Here is a 17,425-nt window from a genome sequence, read left to right as displayed (position 1 = left end):
TGGGAGCCGGCTTGCCGGCGATGGGGCCGGTGCGGCCAACCTCACAGCTCCAGTACCAACGGCTGCGCACCGTCCTCCGGCTGGGCCGGCACCGCGCAACAGATCAGCACACTGCCGCTGTCGGGCAGCTCGGCAGGCGGGTTGGGGTAATGCACCTGGCCACTGACCACGCGGGTTTTGCAGGTTCCACAGGAGCCGCCCCGGCAACTGAAATCCGGTGACAGGCCTCGGCGTTCTGCCAGCTCCAGCAGCGTGCCGCTGTCGGGTGCCCAGCGGGCTTCCTTGGCGGAGCTGGCGAAGTACACCGGCACCGGCTGAGTGGCGGCCGGGGGCTGTTGCAGCACGGGTTGCCGGTCGTCAGTGTGGCGGCGCAAGGTCGAGGGGCCGAACGCCTCGGCGTGGATGCGTACGTCGGGCACATGCAGCGCACGCAGGCCTTCGTACAGGTCCTGGGTGAAACTGGCCGGGCCGCACAGGTAGAAGTCGTAGTCGTCCAGCGCCAGTACGGCCTTGATCTGGGTGATGCCCAGACGGCCAGCGAACTCGAAATCGCGGCCAGGCACGGCATCGGCTTCGGGCTGGCTCAGGGCGCGGTGGATAGCCAGCAGGTCACCGGCCTGCTGCTTGAGTGCGGCGAGTTCCTGCCGGAACGGCAATTCGGCCAGGCTGCGCCCGCCGTGGAACAGGTGGATACGCCTGCCCTGCCCGCTGCTTAGTTGCTCGCGAAGCATGGCCATCAGCGGTGTGATGCCGACCCCGGCGCCGATCAGCACCAGGGGCCGCTGGCTCTGTTGGTCGAGGGTGAAATTGCCCATGGGCAGGCGCACCTGCAGCACGTCACCGACCTTCAAGCGCTCATGCAGGTGTCGCGAAGCCGGGCCTTGGGCCTTGACGCTGATGCGCAGGTAACCGTCGGAGGGCGCGCTGGAAAGGCTGTAGGTGCGCACCAGCGGAGCCTCGCCGTCGAGTTGCAGGCGCATGGGGATGTGCTGCCCTGGGGCAAAGGGCACGGGCTTGCCATCATCGGGCTGCAGATAGTACGAGCGGATGTCGCGGCTCTCCTGTTCTATTCGCCCCACCCGCCAGGCCAGCCACTGGCGCTGCCGTTCACGCTGTTGCAGGCGCTGCTCGGCCTCGGCCCAGGTGCCAGTCGCCAGGCTGGTCGGGGCATATTCCTGGAAGGCCCAGCGCAGCGACAGCGCTGCCGGGCGCAGCACCACCTGCTCGACGTCCAGCGCCCAGAGCCGTTCGGCGCCTTCGAATGCACTGATCAGCGGGCTGTCGAGCATAACCTCGGTGCGGCCGGACAGCTGCAATACATTGCCGGTAACGAAATCGACGAACAGCAGGCCGGCAACCGGGTTCACCAGCAGGTTGCCGAGGGTATTGAAATGCAGGTTGCCGGCGTAGTCGGGGATGGTCAGCCGGTTGCCTTCGACCTTGACGAAACCTGGGCGGCCGCCGCGATGGGACACGTCCACCGAGCGCCGGCCATCGTCATGTTCGACGTAACTGGCAACGAAGAAAGTGTCGGCGCCTTCAATCATCGCCCGGGTTCGAGCATCGAGTGCCGATGCATCCTGGCGCCCCTGTGAGGGCGCATCGACACGGGTGTATTCGCGCAACTGAATGTACTGCGGGCAGTTGCCGAACGATTGTTCGACCGCCACCTCCAGCAGCCCCCCTGCGACGCGGCGGGCCTGGCCGTTGAGGCGATTGCGCCGGCGGGTGTGCAGTTCGATCCCCAGCAGGCCGATGGCGCCACCCTGGGCCAGGCCAGGCGTGGCGGGATCGTCGCTGGCCAGCTCAGTGTCGATCAGCAGTTGCTTCGGATCGGGCGAACTGACGAAGCCTTCCGGGCCTTCAAGCAGGGTTGCCCAGGGTTTACCCTGCGCATCCACGGCACCGGCCACGATGAACGGCAACTGGTGGTAGAACACCCGATGCTGGTCAGGCATATGGTCGCGAATGACTTTCTGCCCGAACGCCTCCATGCGCTCGGCAACGCCGACCTGCTCCTGCAGTCGTTTTTCACCTTCGTGCCAGGGAGAGCGCATGGCGGCATTCCTCAGGGGTTACAGCGTGGTCTGCAGGCCGATGACCGTGCGCGGCATCGGCACGAACCCTGGCAGCGCTTCGATGCGGGCAAGCCAGGCGCGCACATTCGGGTAGGGTTCCAGCGACACATTGCCCTCTGGCGCGTGGGCGATGTAGGAGTAGTTGGCGATATCGGCGATGGTCGCCTCGCTGCCCACCAGGAACGGGCGCTGGGCCAATTCGGCATCGATGACCTTGAGCAGGGTGTGGGCGCGGCCGATGACTTCGTCGGTGTTGAACGAGGCGCCGAATACCGTGACCAGCCGTGCGGCGGCAGGGCCGAAGGCCAGGGGACCGGCGGCCACCGACAGCCAGCGCTGCACGCGGGCTGCATCGATCGGGTCCTGGGGCAGCCAGCGTTCACCGCCGTAGGCCTTGGCCAGGTACACCAGAATCGCGTTGGAGTCGGCGATCACGGTGCCGTTGTCGTCGATTACCGGCACTTGGCCGAACGGGTTGAGGGCGAGGAAATCGGGTTGCTTGTGCGCGCCTTTGGCGAGGTCGACGAACACCAGTTCGGTGGGCAGGTTCAGCAGCGACAACATCAGCTCGATGCGGTGGGCATGGCCGGACTTGGGGAAGTTGTAGAGTTTGATCGGGGTTGGCATGTGCTTGGCTCCGGATCAGCGCCGGGAGTGGCGCTGCTGGAGAACATGCTGCACTGGATCGGTTGGCAGCAGAATGAGTGCCGCAAGCAATCCAGTATTTCGGCAGGTGGAATAATCAGCCCCGCGAAGGCCTTAATGACGCTGCTGTTTCTGATACTGGTACAACCCTCGCGCCGCCTCCACTACCTGCGGCACACAGGCCTGGAGTTCATCGAAACTCATCGAGTCGAGCAACTCGAAGTTGTCTTCCAGGCCATGCAGCGAGATGGCCTTGAGCAGACGGTCCTGCTCCGGCGGCAGCGCGCTCCATTCGGCGACTTGCGTGCCGCGCATGTAGCCGAAGCACCACTCTTCGAGAATGATCGCCGGCCCTCCTTCATCTTCGCTCTCTTCGAACAATGGCTCGAAGTCGGCAAGGTTGTCGGCCAGTTCTTCCGCGATCTGGCTGGCGTAGCGCAGCATCAGCGCGGTGTAGGCCTCTTCATGGGCGGGCTTCTTGAATTTCGGGACCTTGCCGCCTGAAACTGCAGGCAGCCACGTTTCCGGATTGACCTGAATCGGCGAGCTGGCCAGGGCGGTGAACAAGCCATTGAGCTCGGCCAGGTTGATGACCGAATAGTCGTTGCCGTAGGTGATCAGCAGGTCTTCGAGGCGGTCGAGTTCTTTTTCGCTGAGCGGGGGGAGCATGGGTGGGGTGTCCTGGGAAAGGAAATTTGGGTGAACCCTAACACATGGAAGTAGCGGCTTATAAACGATCGCGGGGCAAGCCCGCTCCCACGTGTGTGACAACGTGGGAGCGGGCTTGCCCCGCGATGAGGGTGCTACGGTTTAGACCGCCAGCGCGCGCTCACGCAGCTCGCTGTTGAGGATGCGGTCATTCTCGCTGTAGTCGACCGGGCAGTCGATCACGTGCACGCCCGGGGTCTTGATGCAGTGCTCCAGCAGTGGCAGGAAGCCTTCGGCGCTTTCCACACGGTGGCCGTTGGCACCGTAGGCTTCGGCGTATTTGACGAAGTCCGGGTTGCCGTAGTCCAGGCCGAAATCGGTGAAGCCCATGTTGGCCTGCTTCCAGCGGATCATGCCGTAGCCGTCGTCGCGCAGGATCACCACGGTCAGGTGCATGCCCAGACGGACTGCGGTTTCCAGCTCCTGGCTGTTCATCATGAAGCCGCCATCGCCGCACACCGAGATCACCGGGCGGTCCGGGTACACCAGGTGCGCCGCCATGGCCGACGGCAGGCCGGCGCCCATGGTCGCCAGGGCGTTGTCGAGCAGCACGGTGTTGGGCTTGTGCGCCTTGTAGTTACGGGCGAACCAGATCTTGTAGATGCCGTTGTCCAGGGCAACGATGCCTTCGGACGGCAGCACGCGACGGATGTCGGCGACCATGCGCTGCGGGTAGACCGGGAAGCGGTTGTCGTCGGCGCCTTCGGCGATCTGCGCTTCGTTGGCTTCGCGGATGGCCAGCAGGCGGGTGAAGTCCCAGTGGCTGGTGTCGGTCAGGGCTTCGCTGATCTGCCACACGGCGTTGGCGATGTCGCCGATCACTTCCACCTGTGGGAAGTACACGGCGTCCACTTCGGCGGAGCGGAAGCTCACGTGGATCACTTCGGTGCCGCCACGAACCATGAAGAACGGTGGTTTCTCGATCACGTCGTGGCCGATGTTGACGATCAGGTCGGCGGCTTCGACGGCGCGGTGCACGAAATCGCCGGAGGACAGCGCGGCGTTGCCCAGGAAGCGTGGGTGACGCTCGTCGACCACGCCTTTACCCATCTGGGTGGTGATGAACGGGATGCCGGTCTTGTCGATCAGTTGCTTGAGGACCTTGGCGGTCATCTTGCGGTTGGCGCCGGCGCCGATCACCAGGATCGGGTTACGGGCGTTCTTCAGTTTCTCGACGGCGGCTTCGATGGCCACGTGCTCGGCCAGCGGGCGGCGGTGCAGGCTGCGCGGGATCGGCAGGGCGTCGGTCTGCTCGGCGGCGATGTCTTCCGGCAGTTCCAGGTGCACGGCACCCGGCTTCTCTTCTTCGGCCAGGCGGAAGGCTTCACGCATGCGGGCCGGGATGTTGTCGGCCGAGGCGAACTGGTGAGTGTACTTGGTGATGGGGTCCATCATGCCGCACACGTCGATGATCTGGAAACGGCCCTGCTTGGACTTCTTGATCGGCTTCTGGCCGGTGATCATCATCATCGGCATACCGCCGAGGTAGGCATAGGCGCTGGCGGTCACCAGGTTGGTGGCGCCGGGGCCGAGGGTCGACAGGCTGACGCCGGTCTTGCCGGTCAGGCGGCCATAAGTGGCAGCCATGAAGCCTGCGGACTGCTCATGGCGGGTCAGTACCAGCTTGATCTTCGATTTGCGCAGGGACTCGAGCAGGTCGAGGTTCTCCTCGCCGGGGATGCCGAACACATACTCGACACCTTCGTTTTCCAGGCATTGCACAACGACATCGGCGGCCTTGGCCATTTTGCTTCTTACCTCAGTGTATAGGGCGGTGGAGGTCCAGAAATGCGCAGCACGGTACGCTGGCATCGCTCTGTCCGGGTGCGAGGATTGCCCCGAACCTAAGTCTTGACGCAGGGTCGGTGCGGGAAAGTCACGTCATCGGACGGTAATAATTGTCGCACCCCTGGCGCCGCCTGCAGAGCTATCGGAGGCGCAAAAGACCTTTGCCTTGACCCGAGGTTGGAAGGATTAAAAGCCGGAAAAGACAAAACCCCTACCTGCATGCGCAGATAGGGGTTTTGCGAAATGAATCTTGACGATGACCTACTCTCACATGGGGAAACCCCACACTACCATCGGCGATGCATCGTTTCACTACTGAGTTCGGGATGGGATCAGGTGGTTCCAATGCTCTATGGTCGTCAAGAAATTCGGTTGCCTAGAATGTCTTGTGAACACTCTTGGCTAATTCAGATATGTGATTTGTGATGTTGCGAACTTTCGGGTCTTTCGTCTTCACCACCACAATTCGGCTTACGCGCAAATTGCTTGGGTGTTATATGGTCAAGCCTCACGGGCAATTAGTATTGGTTAGCTCAACGCCTCACAGCGCTTACACACCCAACCTATCAACGTCGTAGTCTTCGACGGCCCTTTAGGGGATTCAAGATCCCAGTGAGATCTCATCTTGAGGCAAGTTTCCCGCTTAGATGCTTTCAGCGGTTATCTCTTCCGAACATAGCTACCCGGCAATGCCACTGGCGTGACAACCGGAACACCAGAGGTTCGTCCACTCCGGTCCTCTCGTACTAGGAGCAGCCCCTCTCAAATCTCAAACGTCCACGGCAGATAGGGACCGAACTGTCTCACGACGTTCTAAACCCAGCTCGCGTACCACTTTAAATGGCGAACAGCCATACCCTTGGGACCGGCTTCAGCCCCAGGATGTGATGAGCCGACATCGAGGTGCCAAACACCGCCGTCGATATGAACTCTTGGGCGGTATCAGCCTGTTATCCCCGGAGTACCTTTTATCCGTTGAGCGATGGCCCTTCCATACAGAACCACCGGATCACTAAGACCTACTTTCGTACCTGCTCGACGTGTTTGTCTCGCAGTCAAGCGCGCTTTTGCCTTTATACTCTACGACCGATTTCCGACCGGTCTGAGCGCACCTTCGTACTCCTCCGTTACTCTTTGGGAGGAGACCGCCCCAGTCAAACTACCCACCATACACTGTCCTCGATCCGGATAACGGACCTGAGTTAGAACCTCAAGGTTGCCAGGGTGGTATTTCAAGGATGGCTCCATGAGAACTGGCGTCCCCACTTCAAAGCCTCCCACCTATCCTACACAAGCAAGCTCAAAGTCCAGTGCAAAGCTATAGTAAAGGTTCACGGGGTCTTTCCGTCTAGCCGCGGATACACTGCATCTTCACAGCGATTTCAATTTCACTGAGTCTCGGGTGGAGACAGCGCCGCCATCGTTACGCCATTCGTGCAGGTCGGAACTTACCCGACAAGGAATTTCGCTACCTTAGGACCGTTATAGTTACGGCCGCCGTTTACCGGGGCTTCGATCAAGAGCTTCGCTTGCGCTAACCCCATCAATTAACCTTCCGGCACCGGGCAGGCGTCACACCCTATACGTCCACTTTCGTGTTTGCAGAGTGCTGTGTTTTTAATAAACAGTCGCAGCGGCCTGGTATCTTCGACCGGCATGGGCTTACGGAGCAAGTCCTTCACCCTCGCCGGCGCACCTTCTCCCGAAGTTACGGTGCCATTTTGCCTAGTTCCTTCACCCGAGTTCTCTCAAGCGCCTTGGTATTCTCTACCTAACCACCTGTGTCGGTTTGGGGTACGGTTCCCAGTTATCTGAAGCTTAGGAGCTTTTCTTGGAAGCATGGCATCAACCACTTCGCGCTCTAAAGAGCACTCGTCATCAGCTCTCGGCCTTGAGATCCCGGATTTGCCTAAGATCTCAGCCTACCACCTTAAACTTGGACAACCAACGCCAAGCTGGCCTAGCCTTCTCCGTCCCTCCATCGCAATAACTGGAAGTACAGGAATATTAACCTGTTTTCCATCGACTACGCTTTTCAGCCTCGCCTTAGGGACCGACTAACCCTGCGTCGATTAACGTTGCGCAGGAAACCTTGGTCTTTCGGCGTGGGAGTTTTTCACTCCCATTGTCGTTACTCATGTCAGCATTCGCACTTCTGATACCTCCAGCAAGCTTCTCAACTCACCTTCACAGGCTTACAGAACGCTCCTCTACCGCATCACCAAAAGGTGATACCCGTAGCTTCGGTGCATGGTTTGAGCCCCGTTACATCTTCCGCGCAGGCCGACTCGACTAGTGAGCTATTACGCTTTCTTTAAAGGGTGGCTGCTTCTAAGCCAACCTCCTAGCTGTCTAAGCCTTCCCACATCGTTTCCCACTTAACCATGACTTTGGGACCTTAGCTGACGGTCTGGGTTGTTTCCCTTTTCACGACGGACGTTAGCACCCGCCGTGTGTCTCCCATGCTCGGCACTTGTAGGTATTCGGAGTTTGCATCGGTTTGGTAAGTCGGGATGACCCCCTAGCCGAAACAGTGCTCTACCCCCTACAGTGATACATGAGGCGCTACCTAAATAGCTTTCGAGGAGAACCAGCTATCTCCGAGCTTGATTAGCCTTTCACTCCGATCCACAGGTCATCCGCTAACTTTTCAACGGTAGTCGGTTCGGTCCTCCAGTCAGTGTTACCTAACCTTCAACCTGCCCATGGATAGATCGCCCGGTTTCGGGTCTATACCCAGCGACTAAAGCGCCCTATTAAGACTCGCTTTCGCTACGCCTCCCCTATTCGGTTAAGCTCGCCACTGAATATAAGTCGCTGACCCATTATACAAAAGGTACGCAGTCACCTAACAAAGTAGGCTCCCACTGCTTGTACGCATACGGTTTCAGGTTCTATTTCACTCCCCTCTCCGGGGTTCTTTTCGCCTTTCCCTCACGGTACTGGTTCACTATCGGTCAGTCAGTAGTATTTAGCCTTGGAGGATGGTCCCCCCATATTCAGACAAAGTTTCTCGTGCTCCGTCCTACTCGATTTCATTGATAAGAGATTTTCGTGTACGGGGCTATCACCCACTATGGCCGCACTTTCCAGAGCGTTCCACTAATCTCAAACCAACTTAAGGGCTGGTCCCCGTTCGCTCGCCACTACTAAGGGAATCTCGGTTGATTTCTTTTCCTCAGGGTACTTAGATGTTTCAGTTCCCCTGGTTCGCCTCTTGCACCTATGTATTCAGTACAAGATAACCAGCTTATGCTGGCTGGGTTCCCCCATTCAGAGATCTCTGGATCACAGTCTGTTTGCCGACTCCCCAAAGCTTATCGCAGGCTACCACGTCTTTCATCGCCTCTGACTGCCAAGGCATCCACCGTATGCGCTTCTTCACTTGACCATATAACCCCAAGCAATCTGGTTATACTGTGAAGACGACATTCGCCGAAAATTCGCATTTCGCTCAATTAAGAGCAGAACTCACAAATTTTACCTTAGCCTGATCACACACCAGTGAAAGTGCATGTCAGTCTATCTATCACATATCCGAATTTTTAAAGAACGATCTGACAAAAGTCAGAAATCAACATTCATTGCCGAATGTTCATTTCTAAGTTCTGAGCAGTGCTGCGAAACCTGAAAGAGTGGTGGAGCCAAGCGGGATCGAACCGCTGACCTCCTGCGTGCAAGGCAGGCGCTCTCCCAGCTGAGCTATGGCCCCATTTGACCAGCCGCACCAAGTAATTGGTAGGTCTGGGCAGATTTGAACTGCCGACCTCACCCTTATCAGGGGTGCGCTCTAACCAACTGAGCTACAGACCTATAACAGGGTTGCGTTACAGCATCGTCTTTACACAATGAATCAAGCAATTCGTGTGGGAGCTCATCAGCAGGCTGATGTCGTCGATTAAGGAGGTGATCCAGCCGCAGGTTCCCCTACGGCTACCTTGTTACGACTTCACCCCAGTCATGAATCACACCGTGGTAACCGTCCTCCCGAAGGTTAGACTAGCTACTTCTGGTGCAACCCACTCCCATGGTGTGACGGGCGGTGTGTACAAGGCCCGGGAACGTATTCACCGCAACATTCTGATTTGCGATTACTAGCGATTCCGACTTCACGCAGTCGAGTTGCAGACTGCGATCCGGACTACGATCGGTTTTGTGAGATTAGCTCCACCTCGCGGCTTGGCAACCCTCTGTACCGACCATTGTAGCACGTGTGTAGCCCAGGCCGTAAGGGCCATGATGACTTGACGTCATCCCCACCTTCCTCCGGTTTGTCACCGGCAGTCTCCTTAGAGTGCCCACCATAACGTGCTGGTAACTAAGGACAAGGGTTGCGCTCGTTACGGGACTTAACCCAACATCTCACGACACGAGCTGACGACAGCCATGCAGCACCTGTGTCAGAGTTCCCGAAGGCACCAATCCATCTCTGGAAAGTTCTCTGCATGTCAAGGCCTGGTAAGGTTCTTCGCGTTGCTTCGAATTAAACCACATGCTCCACCGCTTGTGCGGGCCCCCGTCAATTCATTTGAGTTTTAACCTTGCGGCCGTACTCCCCAGGCGGTCAACTTAATGCGTTAGCTGCGCCACTAAAATCTCAAGGATTCCAACGGCTAGTTGACATCGTTTACGGCGTGGACTACCAGGGTATCTAATCCTGTTTGCTCCCCACGCTTTCGCACCTCAGTGTCAGTATCAGTCCAGGTGGTCGCCTTCGCCACTGGTGTTCCTTCCTATATCTACGCATTTCACCGCTACACAGGAAATTCCACCACCCTCTACCATACTCTAGCTCGCCAGTTTTGGATGCAGTTCCCAGGTTGAGCCCGGGGCTTTCACATCCAACTTAACGAACCACCTACGCGCGCTTTACGCCCAGTAATTCCGATTAACGCTTGCACCCTCTGTATTACCGCGGCTGCTGGCACAGAGTTAGCCGGTGCTTATTCTGTCGGTAACGTCAAAACAGCAAGGTATTAACTTACTGCCCTTCCTCCCAACTTAAAGTGCTTTACAATCCGAAGACCTTCTTCACACACGCGGCATGGCTGGATCAGGCTTTCGCCCATTGTCCAATATTCCCCACTGCTGCCTCCCGTAGGAGTCTGGACCGTGTCTCAGTTCCAGTGTGACTGATCATCCTCTCAGACCAGTTACGGATCGTCGCCTTGGTGAGCCATTACCTCACCAACTAGCTAATCCGACCTAGGCTCATCTGATAGCGCAAGGCCCGAAGGTCCCCTGCTTTCTCCCGTAGGACGTATGCGGTATTAGCGTTCCTTTCGAAACGTTGTCCCCCACTACCAGGCAGATTCCTAGGCATTACTCACCCGTCCGCCGCTGAATCGAAGAGCAAGCTCTTCTCATCCGCTCGACTTGCATGTGTTAGGCCTGCCGCCAGCGTTCAATCTGAGCCATGATCAAACTCTTCAGTTCAATACTGCTTGGGTTTTTAAGAAACCCTAAACTTGGCTCAGCAATCTCAAATGACTATGTGATTTCTCGCATGGCCACTTGTGATGCTGATAATCTTTTTGACTATCAGTCCGTACTCACAAGCACCCACACGAATTGCTTGATTCAATTTGTTAAAGAGCGTTTGGCTAAGAGCTTTTCGTCTCAACCGAGGCGCGCATTCTACGCTTTCCTCATTGGCTGTCAAGCGTTTATTTTGAAGTTCTTTCCGAGAAACTCGTTTAGCTTCAACCGCTTAACTCGCCGCGATCTCTCGTAGCGGGAGGCGAATCATACAGCGTTACAACCTGCTGTCAACCGCCTTGTTGAAGTTGTTTTTCGAAGCTGCTTCTTTCAAAACACCTTCAACTTCAACAACTTACTGCTTCCTTCGCTGCGTTCAACGCTGCGAGGAGGCGAATAATACGCGCTTTGAACTCAGAGTCAACACCTTGATCTTGAAAAACTTTCTGACCGCGCCTGGCAACTATTGCCCGCCCCTTCCGCTCTGTAGATAAACCCCCTGCGGAGCCTGGCAATCATGAGCGATGCACAAAGCGACAAGACCCCTGGCCTGTCGGCGGACGAAGAGCAGGAAGCAAGCCACAACCAGCCACCCCGCGCGGCAGTGCTGCACGAGATCATCCGCTCGCAGGGTGATCAGGAGCTCGAGCGCACACTCGCCGCACTGTGGTGGTCAGCATTGGCAGCCGGCTTGACCATGGGCCTGTCATTGATGGCGATGGGCTTGTTCTACGCCCGACTGCCCGAGGGCGACAGCGCCCAAGTGATCGCCAGCCTCGGTTACAGCGCAGGCTTCCTGGCAGTAATCCTCGCCCGCCAGCAGCTGTTTACCGAAAACACCCTGACTGCCGTGCTACCGGTGATGACCACCCCTACCCTGGCCAACCTCGGCCGCCTGTTGCGGCTATGGACCATCGTCCTGCTCGGCAACCTGGCCGGCACCCTGCTGGTAGCCTGGGTGATGCTCGAACTGCCGATCTTCGACAGCAAGACCGATATCGCCTTCCTCGACGTTGGCCGCAAGGTCATGGAAAACGACCTCAGTCAGATGTTCGCCAAGGGCATCGTCTCGGGCTGGATGATCGCCACCATGGTATGGATGATCCCGTCCATGGAGCACGCCAAGATCTGGATCATCCTGATGATCACCTACCTGATGGCGCTGGGCGACTTCACCCATATAGTCGTGGGCTCGGTCGAGGTGTCCTACTTGGTCTGGGCCGGCGAAGAAACCTGGCGCACCTTCTTGCTCGACTTCGCCCTGCCCACCTTGGCCGGCAACATCATCGGCGGCAGCTTCATCTTCGCCTTGATCAGCCATGCCCAGGTGCGCAGCGACAGCGGCAAGCCACCCTCGCAGCTATTAAAGAAAGAGAAACCGCCGGCAAACCAAAACTAGCTAGCGCGCAGCTACCGCCCGCTGGGCAGACTTGCCCTGCCGCCGCAACGGCTGCGGTCGCCACCAGTTCTGCCCGGCGTGGGGCGAGTCGAGGCTGACCCGCTCGCCCATCTGCGGGGTACTCAGTTGCACCTGCGCGGCATTGGCCAACGCCAGGATGCGCTCGAAGGGCTCTTCCCAGGCATGGATGGAAAGGTCGAAAGTGCCATTGTGAATCGGCAGCAACCAGCGTCCTCGTAGGTCCAGGTGCGCCTGCAGGCTCTGCTCGGGCTGCATGTGTACATTGGGCCAGGCCAGGTTGTAGGCACCCGTTTCCATCAACGTCAGATCGAACGGCCCATAGCGTTCACCGATTTCACGAAAACCGTCGAAATACCCGGTGTCACCGCTGAAGAACAATCGCAGCCCCTCATCGATCATCACCCAGGACGCCCACAACCGACGGTTGCTGTCGAACAGACCGCGCCCGGAAAAGTGCTGCGCAGGCGTAGCGACAAAACGTATCCCTTCGATTTCGACCTGCTGCCACCAGTCCAGCTGCCGCACCTTGGCCGCCGGCACTCCCCATTCGATCAGCAGGTCGCCAACGCCCAGCGGTGCGAGGAAGTGCTCGGTGCGTGGCGCCAGGCGGCGAATCGCGTCCTCATCAAGATGATCGAAATGATCGTGGGAAAGGATCACCGCCGTCAGCGCTGGCAAGTCATCAAGCGCCAGCGGTGGCGCGTGGAAGCGCAAGGGGCCGGCCCACTGCACAGGCGAGGCGCGTTCGGCAAACACCGGGTCGGTAATGAAGAAGCGCCCGCGCAGCTTGAGCAACACCGTGGAGTGGCCCAGCCGCCACAAGCTGTGGTCTGGTGCATCGAGCACCTGCTGACGGGTCATGGGCTGCAGGCCTGGTGCAGTGGCCGGGCGAGTCTCGGGCGGTTTGCGCAGCAACAGGTACTTGAAGCCGATATGCAGCTTCTTCCACACACCGTCCCGGGGCAGTTCGGCCTGGTTATGAAAGCGCCCGCCCAGGTGCGGTGCTGGCTCGCCAGCCGATGAAGCCATGGGTGCCATGAGCAGGAACACTCCAAGCAACAAGAAAGCCTTCATGTTACTCCACGGGGGTCGCATCAACCGTGAATTGGCTTGCAAGGCCATTCTTAGCCCATGAATGATTGTTCAACAATATTCATACAACTTATGCGATAAACGGCGCTCATCAGAAGAACCACAACCATGATCGACAACCGCAGCGGTAAGGGACTTTCTTTCGTCAGGCGTATCTACCTGCCGCGCATCATCGGTCTGGGTATCGGCCTGTTCAGTGTCATGGCCGCCGTCGCGCCGTTGCAGTTACCGCATTGGGCCTGGGCTTTGCTGCTGTTCAACGGCATCGCCTGGCCGCACCTGGCGTACCAGTGGGCACGTCGCTCAGCCACCCCTTACCAGGCCGAACAGCGCAACCTTGTGCTCGACTCGATGATGGGTGGCTTCTGGACCGCAGCCATGCAGTTCAACCCACTGCCCAGCGTCACCATCCTGTCGATGATGACCATGAACAACGTCGCCGCCGGGGGCAAGCGCATGCTGCTGCGCGGTCTGCTGGCCCAGGCCGGCGGCATGGTGCTGGCCAGCGCCCTGCTCGGCACCGGCCTGCAGACGCAGGCCACACCCTTGCAGGTCCTGGCCTGCCTGCCGATGCTCACCCTCTATCCGTTGGCATTAGGCTGGGTCTGCTACCAGCTGGCGATCAAGCTGGCCGAGCACAAGCGCCGGCTCAGCGCCCTGAGCCGCACCGACAGCCTCACCGGCCTGCTCAACCACGGCTCATGGAAGGACCTGCTGCTGCTCAGGTTCCAGGCCTGCCAGCAGCAACAGTTGCCTGCCGTGATTGCCCTGATCGACATCGACCACTTCAAGGCCATCAACGACACCTACGGCCACGTGGTCGGCGACTGCGTGCTGCGCCAGCTCAGCGAGGCACTCACGCGCAACCTGCGCGACGACGACCAGGCCGGGCGCTATGGTGGCGACGAGTTCTGCGTGATCCTCCCCGGCGCTGAACAGGCCCAGGCCTGCCAGGCCATGGAGCGCCTGCGCGAACAGGTCGCGGCCTATCGCAACCCACAGCTTCCGGACCTGCGCATCAGCCTGAGCATCGGCCTGTCGGCCTTCCACCCTGGCCTGCACACACCCGAGCACTGGCTGCAGGAAGCCGACCAGGCGCTTTACGCCGCCAAGCATCAGGGCCGCGACCAGGTCAATTTCGCCCGCGGCGAAGTCACGCCGCTCAGGCTGGCCTATCCTGACTGAACCTTCCTCCAGCCCCTGGGCGAAGGCTGCAGTTCAAGGAGCCGAACGCGCATGGACAGGAATGTCGACCGCTCTGCCACCCGCCTCACCTCTCATCTGCAGGTACGCCGCCTGGTCGGCGGTTTCTGCGCCCTGTTCGGCCTCGCCTGCCTGATAGCCCTTGGCGCCCTGTTCAACATTGCCGCCACCCTGGACCGCCAGGAGCAGGAGCGCAGCAGCTTCCACGCCACCCAGGCACTGGAGCAAAGGCTGCTGGCCTCACGCCAGTTCCTCTCCAGTTACGCGGTATGGGATGCCGCCTACGAGCACCTGGCCGGCAAAGTCGACTGGCAATGGGCCTATGAAGAGAAGAACGTCGGCGAATCGCTATACAGCGCCAGCGGTTACGAAGGAGTGTTCGTGGTCGAGGATGGCGGCACCACCTACGCCCTGTTCAAGGGCAAACCCACCGACTCACCCGCCACCGCCTACCTGGACGCGCCGCTCGCGCCGATCCTCGCACAAGCGCGCCACGCAGCGCCGGCCCGTGAACAGATCACCCAGTTCGTGCGCTTCAACGGCTGGCCGGCGGTGCTCAGCGCCGCCGCAGTACGCCCAGACAAGGACGTGCTCGAAGGCGAGGTCCGCCAGGCACCGGTGATGCTGTTCATCGACCAGTTGACCGAGGCCAAGCTCACCCAGCTTGGCGAGGGCGCCGGCCTGGCCGGCATGCGCCTGGAGAAAAATATCGCAGGCGCCCGTCAAAAGCCGCACATCGACCTTGCCGACACCGGCTATCACCTGGCCTGGAACAGCCCACAACCCGGTCGCCAGTTGCTCTGGGCCTTCCTGCCACCGCTGCTTGGCGTGCTGCTGGTGATGGGCCTGGTGTTGCTGTACCTGTTCCGCCATGCCTTGCGCAGCTCCCGAGCCATCGACCAGAGCCTGTTGCGCCTGCAACAGAGCAACCAGGCACTGGAAGCCAGCGAACAGCGTTTTCGCGCCGTCGCCGAAGCCGCATCCGACTGGATCTGGGAAACCGACCGACATCACCGCCTGACTTATCTGTCACAACGCTTCGTCAATGTCACCGGCTACCGCATCGAAGACTGGCTCGGCCAGCCCCTCAACCAACTGCTGTCCTGCGACACCACACCCCTGCTGCCCTGGCTCGACACCCAGACCGACAGCGACCCGCAGCAAATGGCCAACCTGCGCTGCACCTACTACGACCCCAACGGGCAAAGCCGCTATTGCCGGATCTCGGCGCGCTCGATCCTGTTCGACGGCCGCCTCGCCGGCTTTCGCGGCACCGCCAGCGACATCACCGACGAAGTCGCCGCCCATGCACGCATCCAGCACCTGTCGATGCATGACGCTCTCACCGGCCTGGCCAACCGCAACAAGCTCTCACGCCACCTGGAGCAGGCCCTGCTGCGTGGCAATGACAGCCCTCCCCTGACCCTGCTGCTGCTCGACCTGGACAGTTTCAAGCTGATCAACGACTCCCTGGGCCATGCCGCTGGTGATGCGGTACTGCAGGAAGTCGCCGCGCGCTTGCGCGATGCCACTCGCGACGACGACCTGGTGGCCCGCCTGGGCGGTGACGAGTTCGTCCTGGTGCTGCATGGCCTGGACAACCGCAACGAAATCGACCGCTTCTGCGCCCGCCTGATCGAGCGCCTGCAACAACCGATCCTGTTCGACGAACAGCCCTTGCACATCGGCGCCAGCCTGGGCATCGCCCAGACGCGCGCCCAGGGCTTCGATGCCGGCGAGCTGATCCGTTGCGCCGACATCGCCCTGTACCAGGCCAAGGCCGACGGCAAGAACACCTGGCGCTACTTCTCGCCAGAAATGAACCAGCAGATCCAGTACCGTCGCCAACTGGAGAACGACCTGCGACGCGCCATCAAACAGCACGAATTCGTGCTGCACTACCAACCGCGCTATCGCCTGGACGACCTGCGCATCGTCTCGGTCGAGGCGCTGCTGCGCTGGCAGCATCCCCAGGAAGGCCTGCTCGGCCCCGACACCTTCATCCCCTTGGCCGAACAGAGCGACCTGATCGTCCCGCTTGGCCGCTGGGTGCTTGGCGAAGCCTGCCGGGCCGCCCGCGACTGGCCCGACGAACTGCTGGTATCGGTCAACCTGTCCCCGGCACAGTTCTCCCGCAGTGACGTGGTGGCCGACGTGCGCGAAGCCTTGCTGCAAACCGGTTTCCCGGCCCAGCGCCTGGAGCTGGAGATCACCGAGAACGTCATGCTCAACGACATCGAAGGCGCCCTGGGCACCATGCTCGCGCTCAAGGAGCTGGGCGTGCGCCTGAACATGGACGACTTCGGCACCGGCTACTCATCGCTGGGCTACCTGCGCACCTACCCCTTCGACAGCATCAAGATCGACAAACGCTTCATCGCCGGCCTGAACAACCAGAGCGGCAATGACCGCGCCGTGGTCCAGGCGATCATCAACCTGGGCAAGGCCATGGGCCTGACCGTCACCGCCGAAGGCGTGGAAACCGAGCAGCAGCTCAAGGCGCTGGGCAAGGACCGCTGCCATGAGGTGCAGGGCTACTACCTGAGCCGCCCGGTGGACCGTGAAGGCTTCGAGGCGCTGCTGGCAGGGCATGAGCAGCGCCACGATGCCGGCTGAGGCGGGCTCAGCGCAGGCGCCGATCGGCAACGATTTCCGGCAGGTCGGTGCGCCGCAGGTACAAGCGCAGCGGCTCGCCGATATTCAGCCGGTCATCCACATGCTGGTCGAGCAGCAACGCCAGGCGCTCGCGGCACAAGGCCATGCGCTGTTCGGCTTCGGGCCGCCAGACGAATTCGCTGCAAGGGGTGATGCTGGCGTCGGCCACGTCCATGCCGAAGGCGTCTTCAGAGAAACGCACGATATGGGTGCCGCGCTTACCGTGGAAACCGACGAAGCCCTTGAGCTGATCGGCGGCGTTGCAGATGTCCTGGGAACTGATGGCCATGACGTAACCTCGCAAAAAATTCGGAAGTGACGCACGCCGGGCGGGAACGGTTGCCTCTGGCGGGCAACG

At 59.9% G+C, this 17,425-nt stretch carries 9 protein-coding genes, 2 tRNA genes and 3 rRNA genes; 3 read left to right on the top strand and 11 right to left on the bottom strand.

What is annotated here, in order from left to right; all coding sequences use genetic code 11:
• Positions 1-41 precede the first annotated feature (41 nt).
• From LOY51_RS06335 to LOY51_RS06295, 9 genes are all read right to left on the bottom strand, one after another.
• Positions 42-2,057 (bottom strand): pyridoxamine 5'-phosphate oxidase family protein, encoded by a 2,016-nt coding sequence (locus LOY51_RS06335; RefSeq protein ID WP_258645251.1) that lies wholly within the window; start codon positions 2,055-2,057, stop codon positions 42-44.
• Between the two features lie 18 nt (positions 2,058-2,075).
• Positions 2,076-2,705 (bottom strand): glutathione S-transferase family protein, encoded by a 630-nt coding sequence (locus tag LOY51_RS06330; RefSeq protein ID WP_125857689.1) that lies wholly within the window; start codon positions 2,703-2,705, stop codon positions 2,076-2,078.
• A gap of 132 nt (positions 2,706-2,837) precedes the next feature.
• A complete protein-coding gene (locus tag LOY51_RS06325) occupies positions 2,838-3,392 on the bottom strand; it encodes a UPF0149 family protein (protein ID WP_125462934.1) in 555 nt (184 codons plus the stop codon).
• Positions 3,393-3,533: 141 nt separating this feature from the next.
• Complete coding sequence (locus tag LOY51_RS06320; protein WP_125462933.1) at positions 3,534-5,177, bottom strand: acetolactate synthase large subunit; 1,644 nt, start codon at positions 5,175-5,177, stop codon at positions 3,534-3,536.
• A gap of 290 nt (positions 5,178-5,467) precedes the next feature.
• A 5S ribosomal RNA gene (gene rrf / locus LOY51_RS06315) occupies positions 5,468-5,583 on the bottom strand.
• A 133-nt stretch (positions 5,584-5,716) separates the two neighbouring features.
• Positions 5,717-8,610: ribosomal RNA gene (locus tag LOY51_RS06310) — 23S ribosomal RNA — on the bottom strand.
• A 245-nt stretch (positions 8,611-8,855) separates the two neighbouring features.
• Positions 8,856-8,931: transfer RNA gene (locus LOY51_RS06305), tRNA-Ala, on the bottom strand.
• Between the two features lie 24 nt (positions 8,932-8,955).
• Positions 8,956-9,032, bottom strand: a tRNA-Ile gene (locus tag LOY51_RS06300).
• Positions 9,033-9,118: 86 nt separating this feature from the next.
• Positions 9,119-10,655: ribosomal RNA gene (locus LOY51_RS06295) — 16S ribosomal RNA — on the bottom strand.
• The 16S, 23S and 5S rRNA genes sit together here with 2 tRNA genes alongside, the layout of an rRNA operon.
• A gap of 559 nt (positions 10,656-11,214) precedes the next feature.
• On the opposite strand from LOY51_RS06295, the gene LOY51_RS06290 reads away from it, so the two are divergent.
• On the top strand, positions 11,215-12,096 hold the full coding sequence (locus tag LOY51_RS06290) for a formate/nitrite transporter family protein (protein WP_125462932.1): 882 nt from the start codon (positions 11,215-11,217) through the stop codon (positions 12,094-12,096).
• Here the strand turns inward: LOY51_RS06290 and LOY51_RS06285 are convergent, their stop codons facing one another.
• On the bottom strand, positions 12,097-13,191 hold the full coding sequence (locus tag LOY51_RS06285; RefSeq protein ID WP_258645249.1) for an MBL fold metallo-hydrolase: 1,095 nt from the start codon (positions 13,189-13,191) through the stop codon (positions 12,097-12,099).
• A gap of 126 nt (positions 13,192-13,317) precedes the next feature.
• On the opposite strand from LOY51_RS06285, the gene LOY51_RS06280 reads away from it, so the two are divergent.
• Together LOY51_RS06280 and LOY51_RS06275 are read left to right on the top strand one after the other, a co-directional pair.
• Positions 13,318-14,394 (top strand): diguanylate cyclase, encoded by a 1,077-nt coding sequence (locus LOY51_RS06280; protein WP_258645248.1) that lies wholly within the window; start codon positions 13,318-13,320, stop codon positions 14,392-14,394.
• Positions 14,395-14,445: 51 nt separating this feature from the next.
• On the top strand, positions 14,446-17,028 hold the full coding sequence (locus LOY51_RS06275) for a bifunctional diguanylate cyclase/phosphodiesterase (protein WP_125857686.1): 2,583 nt from the start codon (positions 14,446-14,448) through the stop codon (positions 17,026-17,028).
• A gap of 7 nt (positions 17,029-17,035) precedes the next feature.
• On the opposite strand, the gene LOY51_RS06270 is transcribed toward LOY51_RS06275, so the two are convergent.
• Entirely contained in the window at positions 17,036-17,356 is a 321-nt protein-coding gene (locus LOY51_RS06270; protein ID WP_125857685.1) for a DUF2025 family protein, read from the bottom strand.
• Between the last annotated feature and the right edge of the window lie 69 nt (positions 17,357-17,425).

Source organism: Pseudomonas sichuanensis (assembly GCF_024749065.1).
GTDB lineage: Bacteria > Pseudomonadota > Gammaproteobacteria > Pseudomonadales > Pseudomonadaceae > Aquipseudomonas > Aquipseudomonas sichuanensis.
The sequence above is the reverse complement of the archived record's forward strand: the minus strand, read 5'-3'. Positions and strand labels throughout refer to the sequence as shown.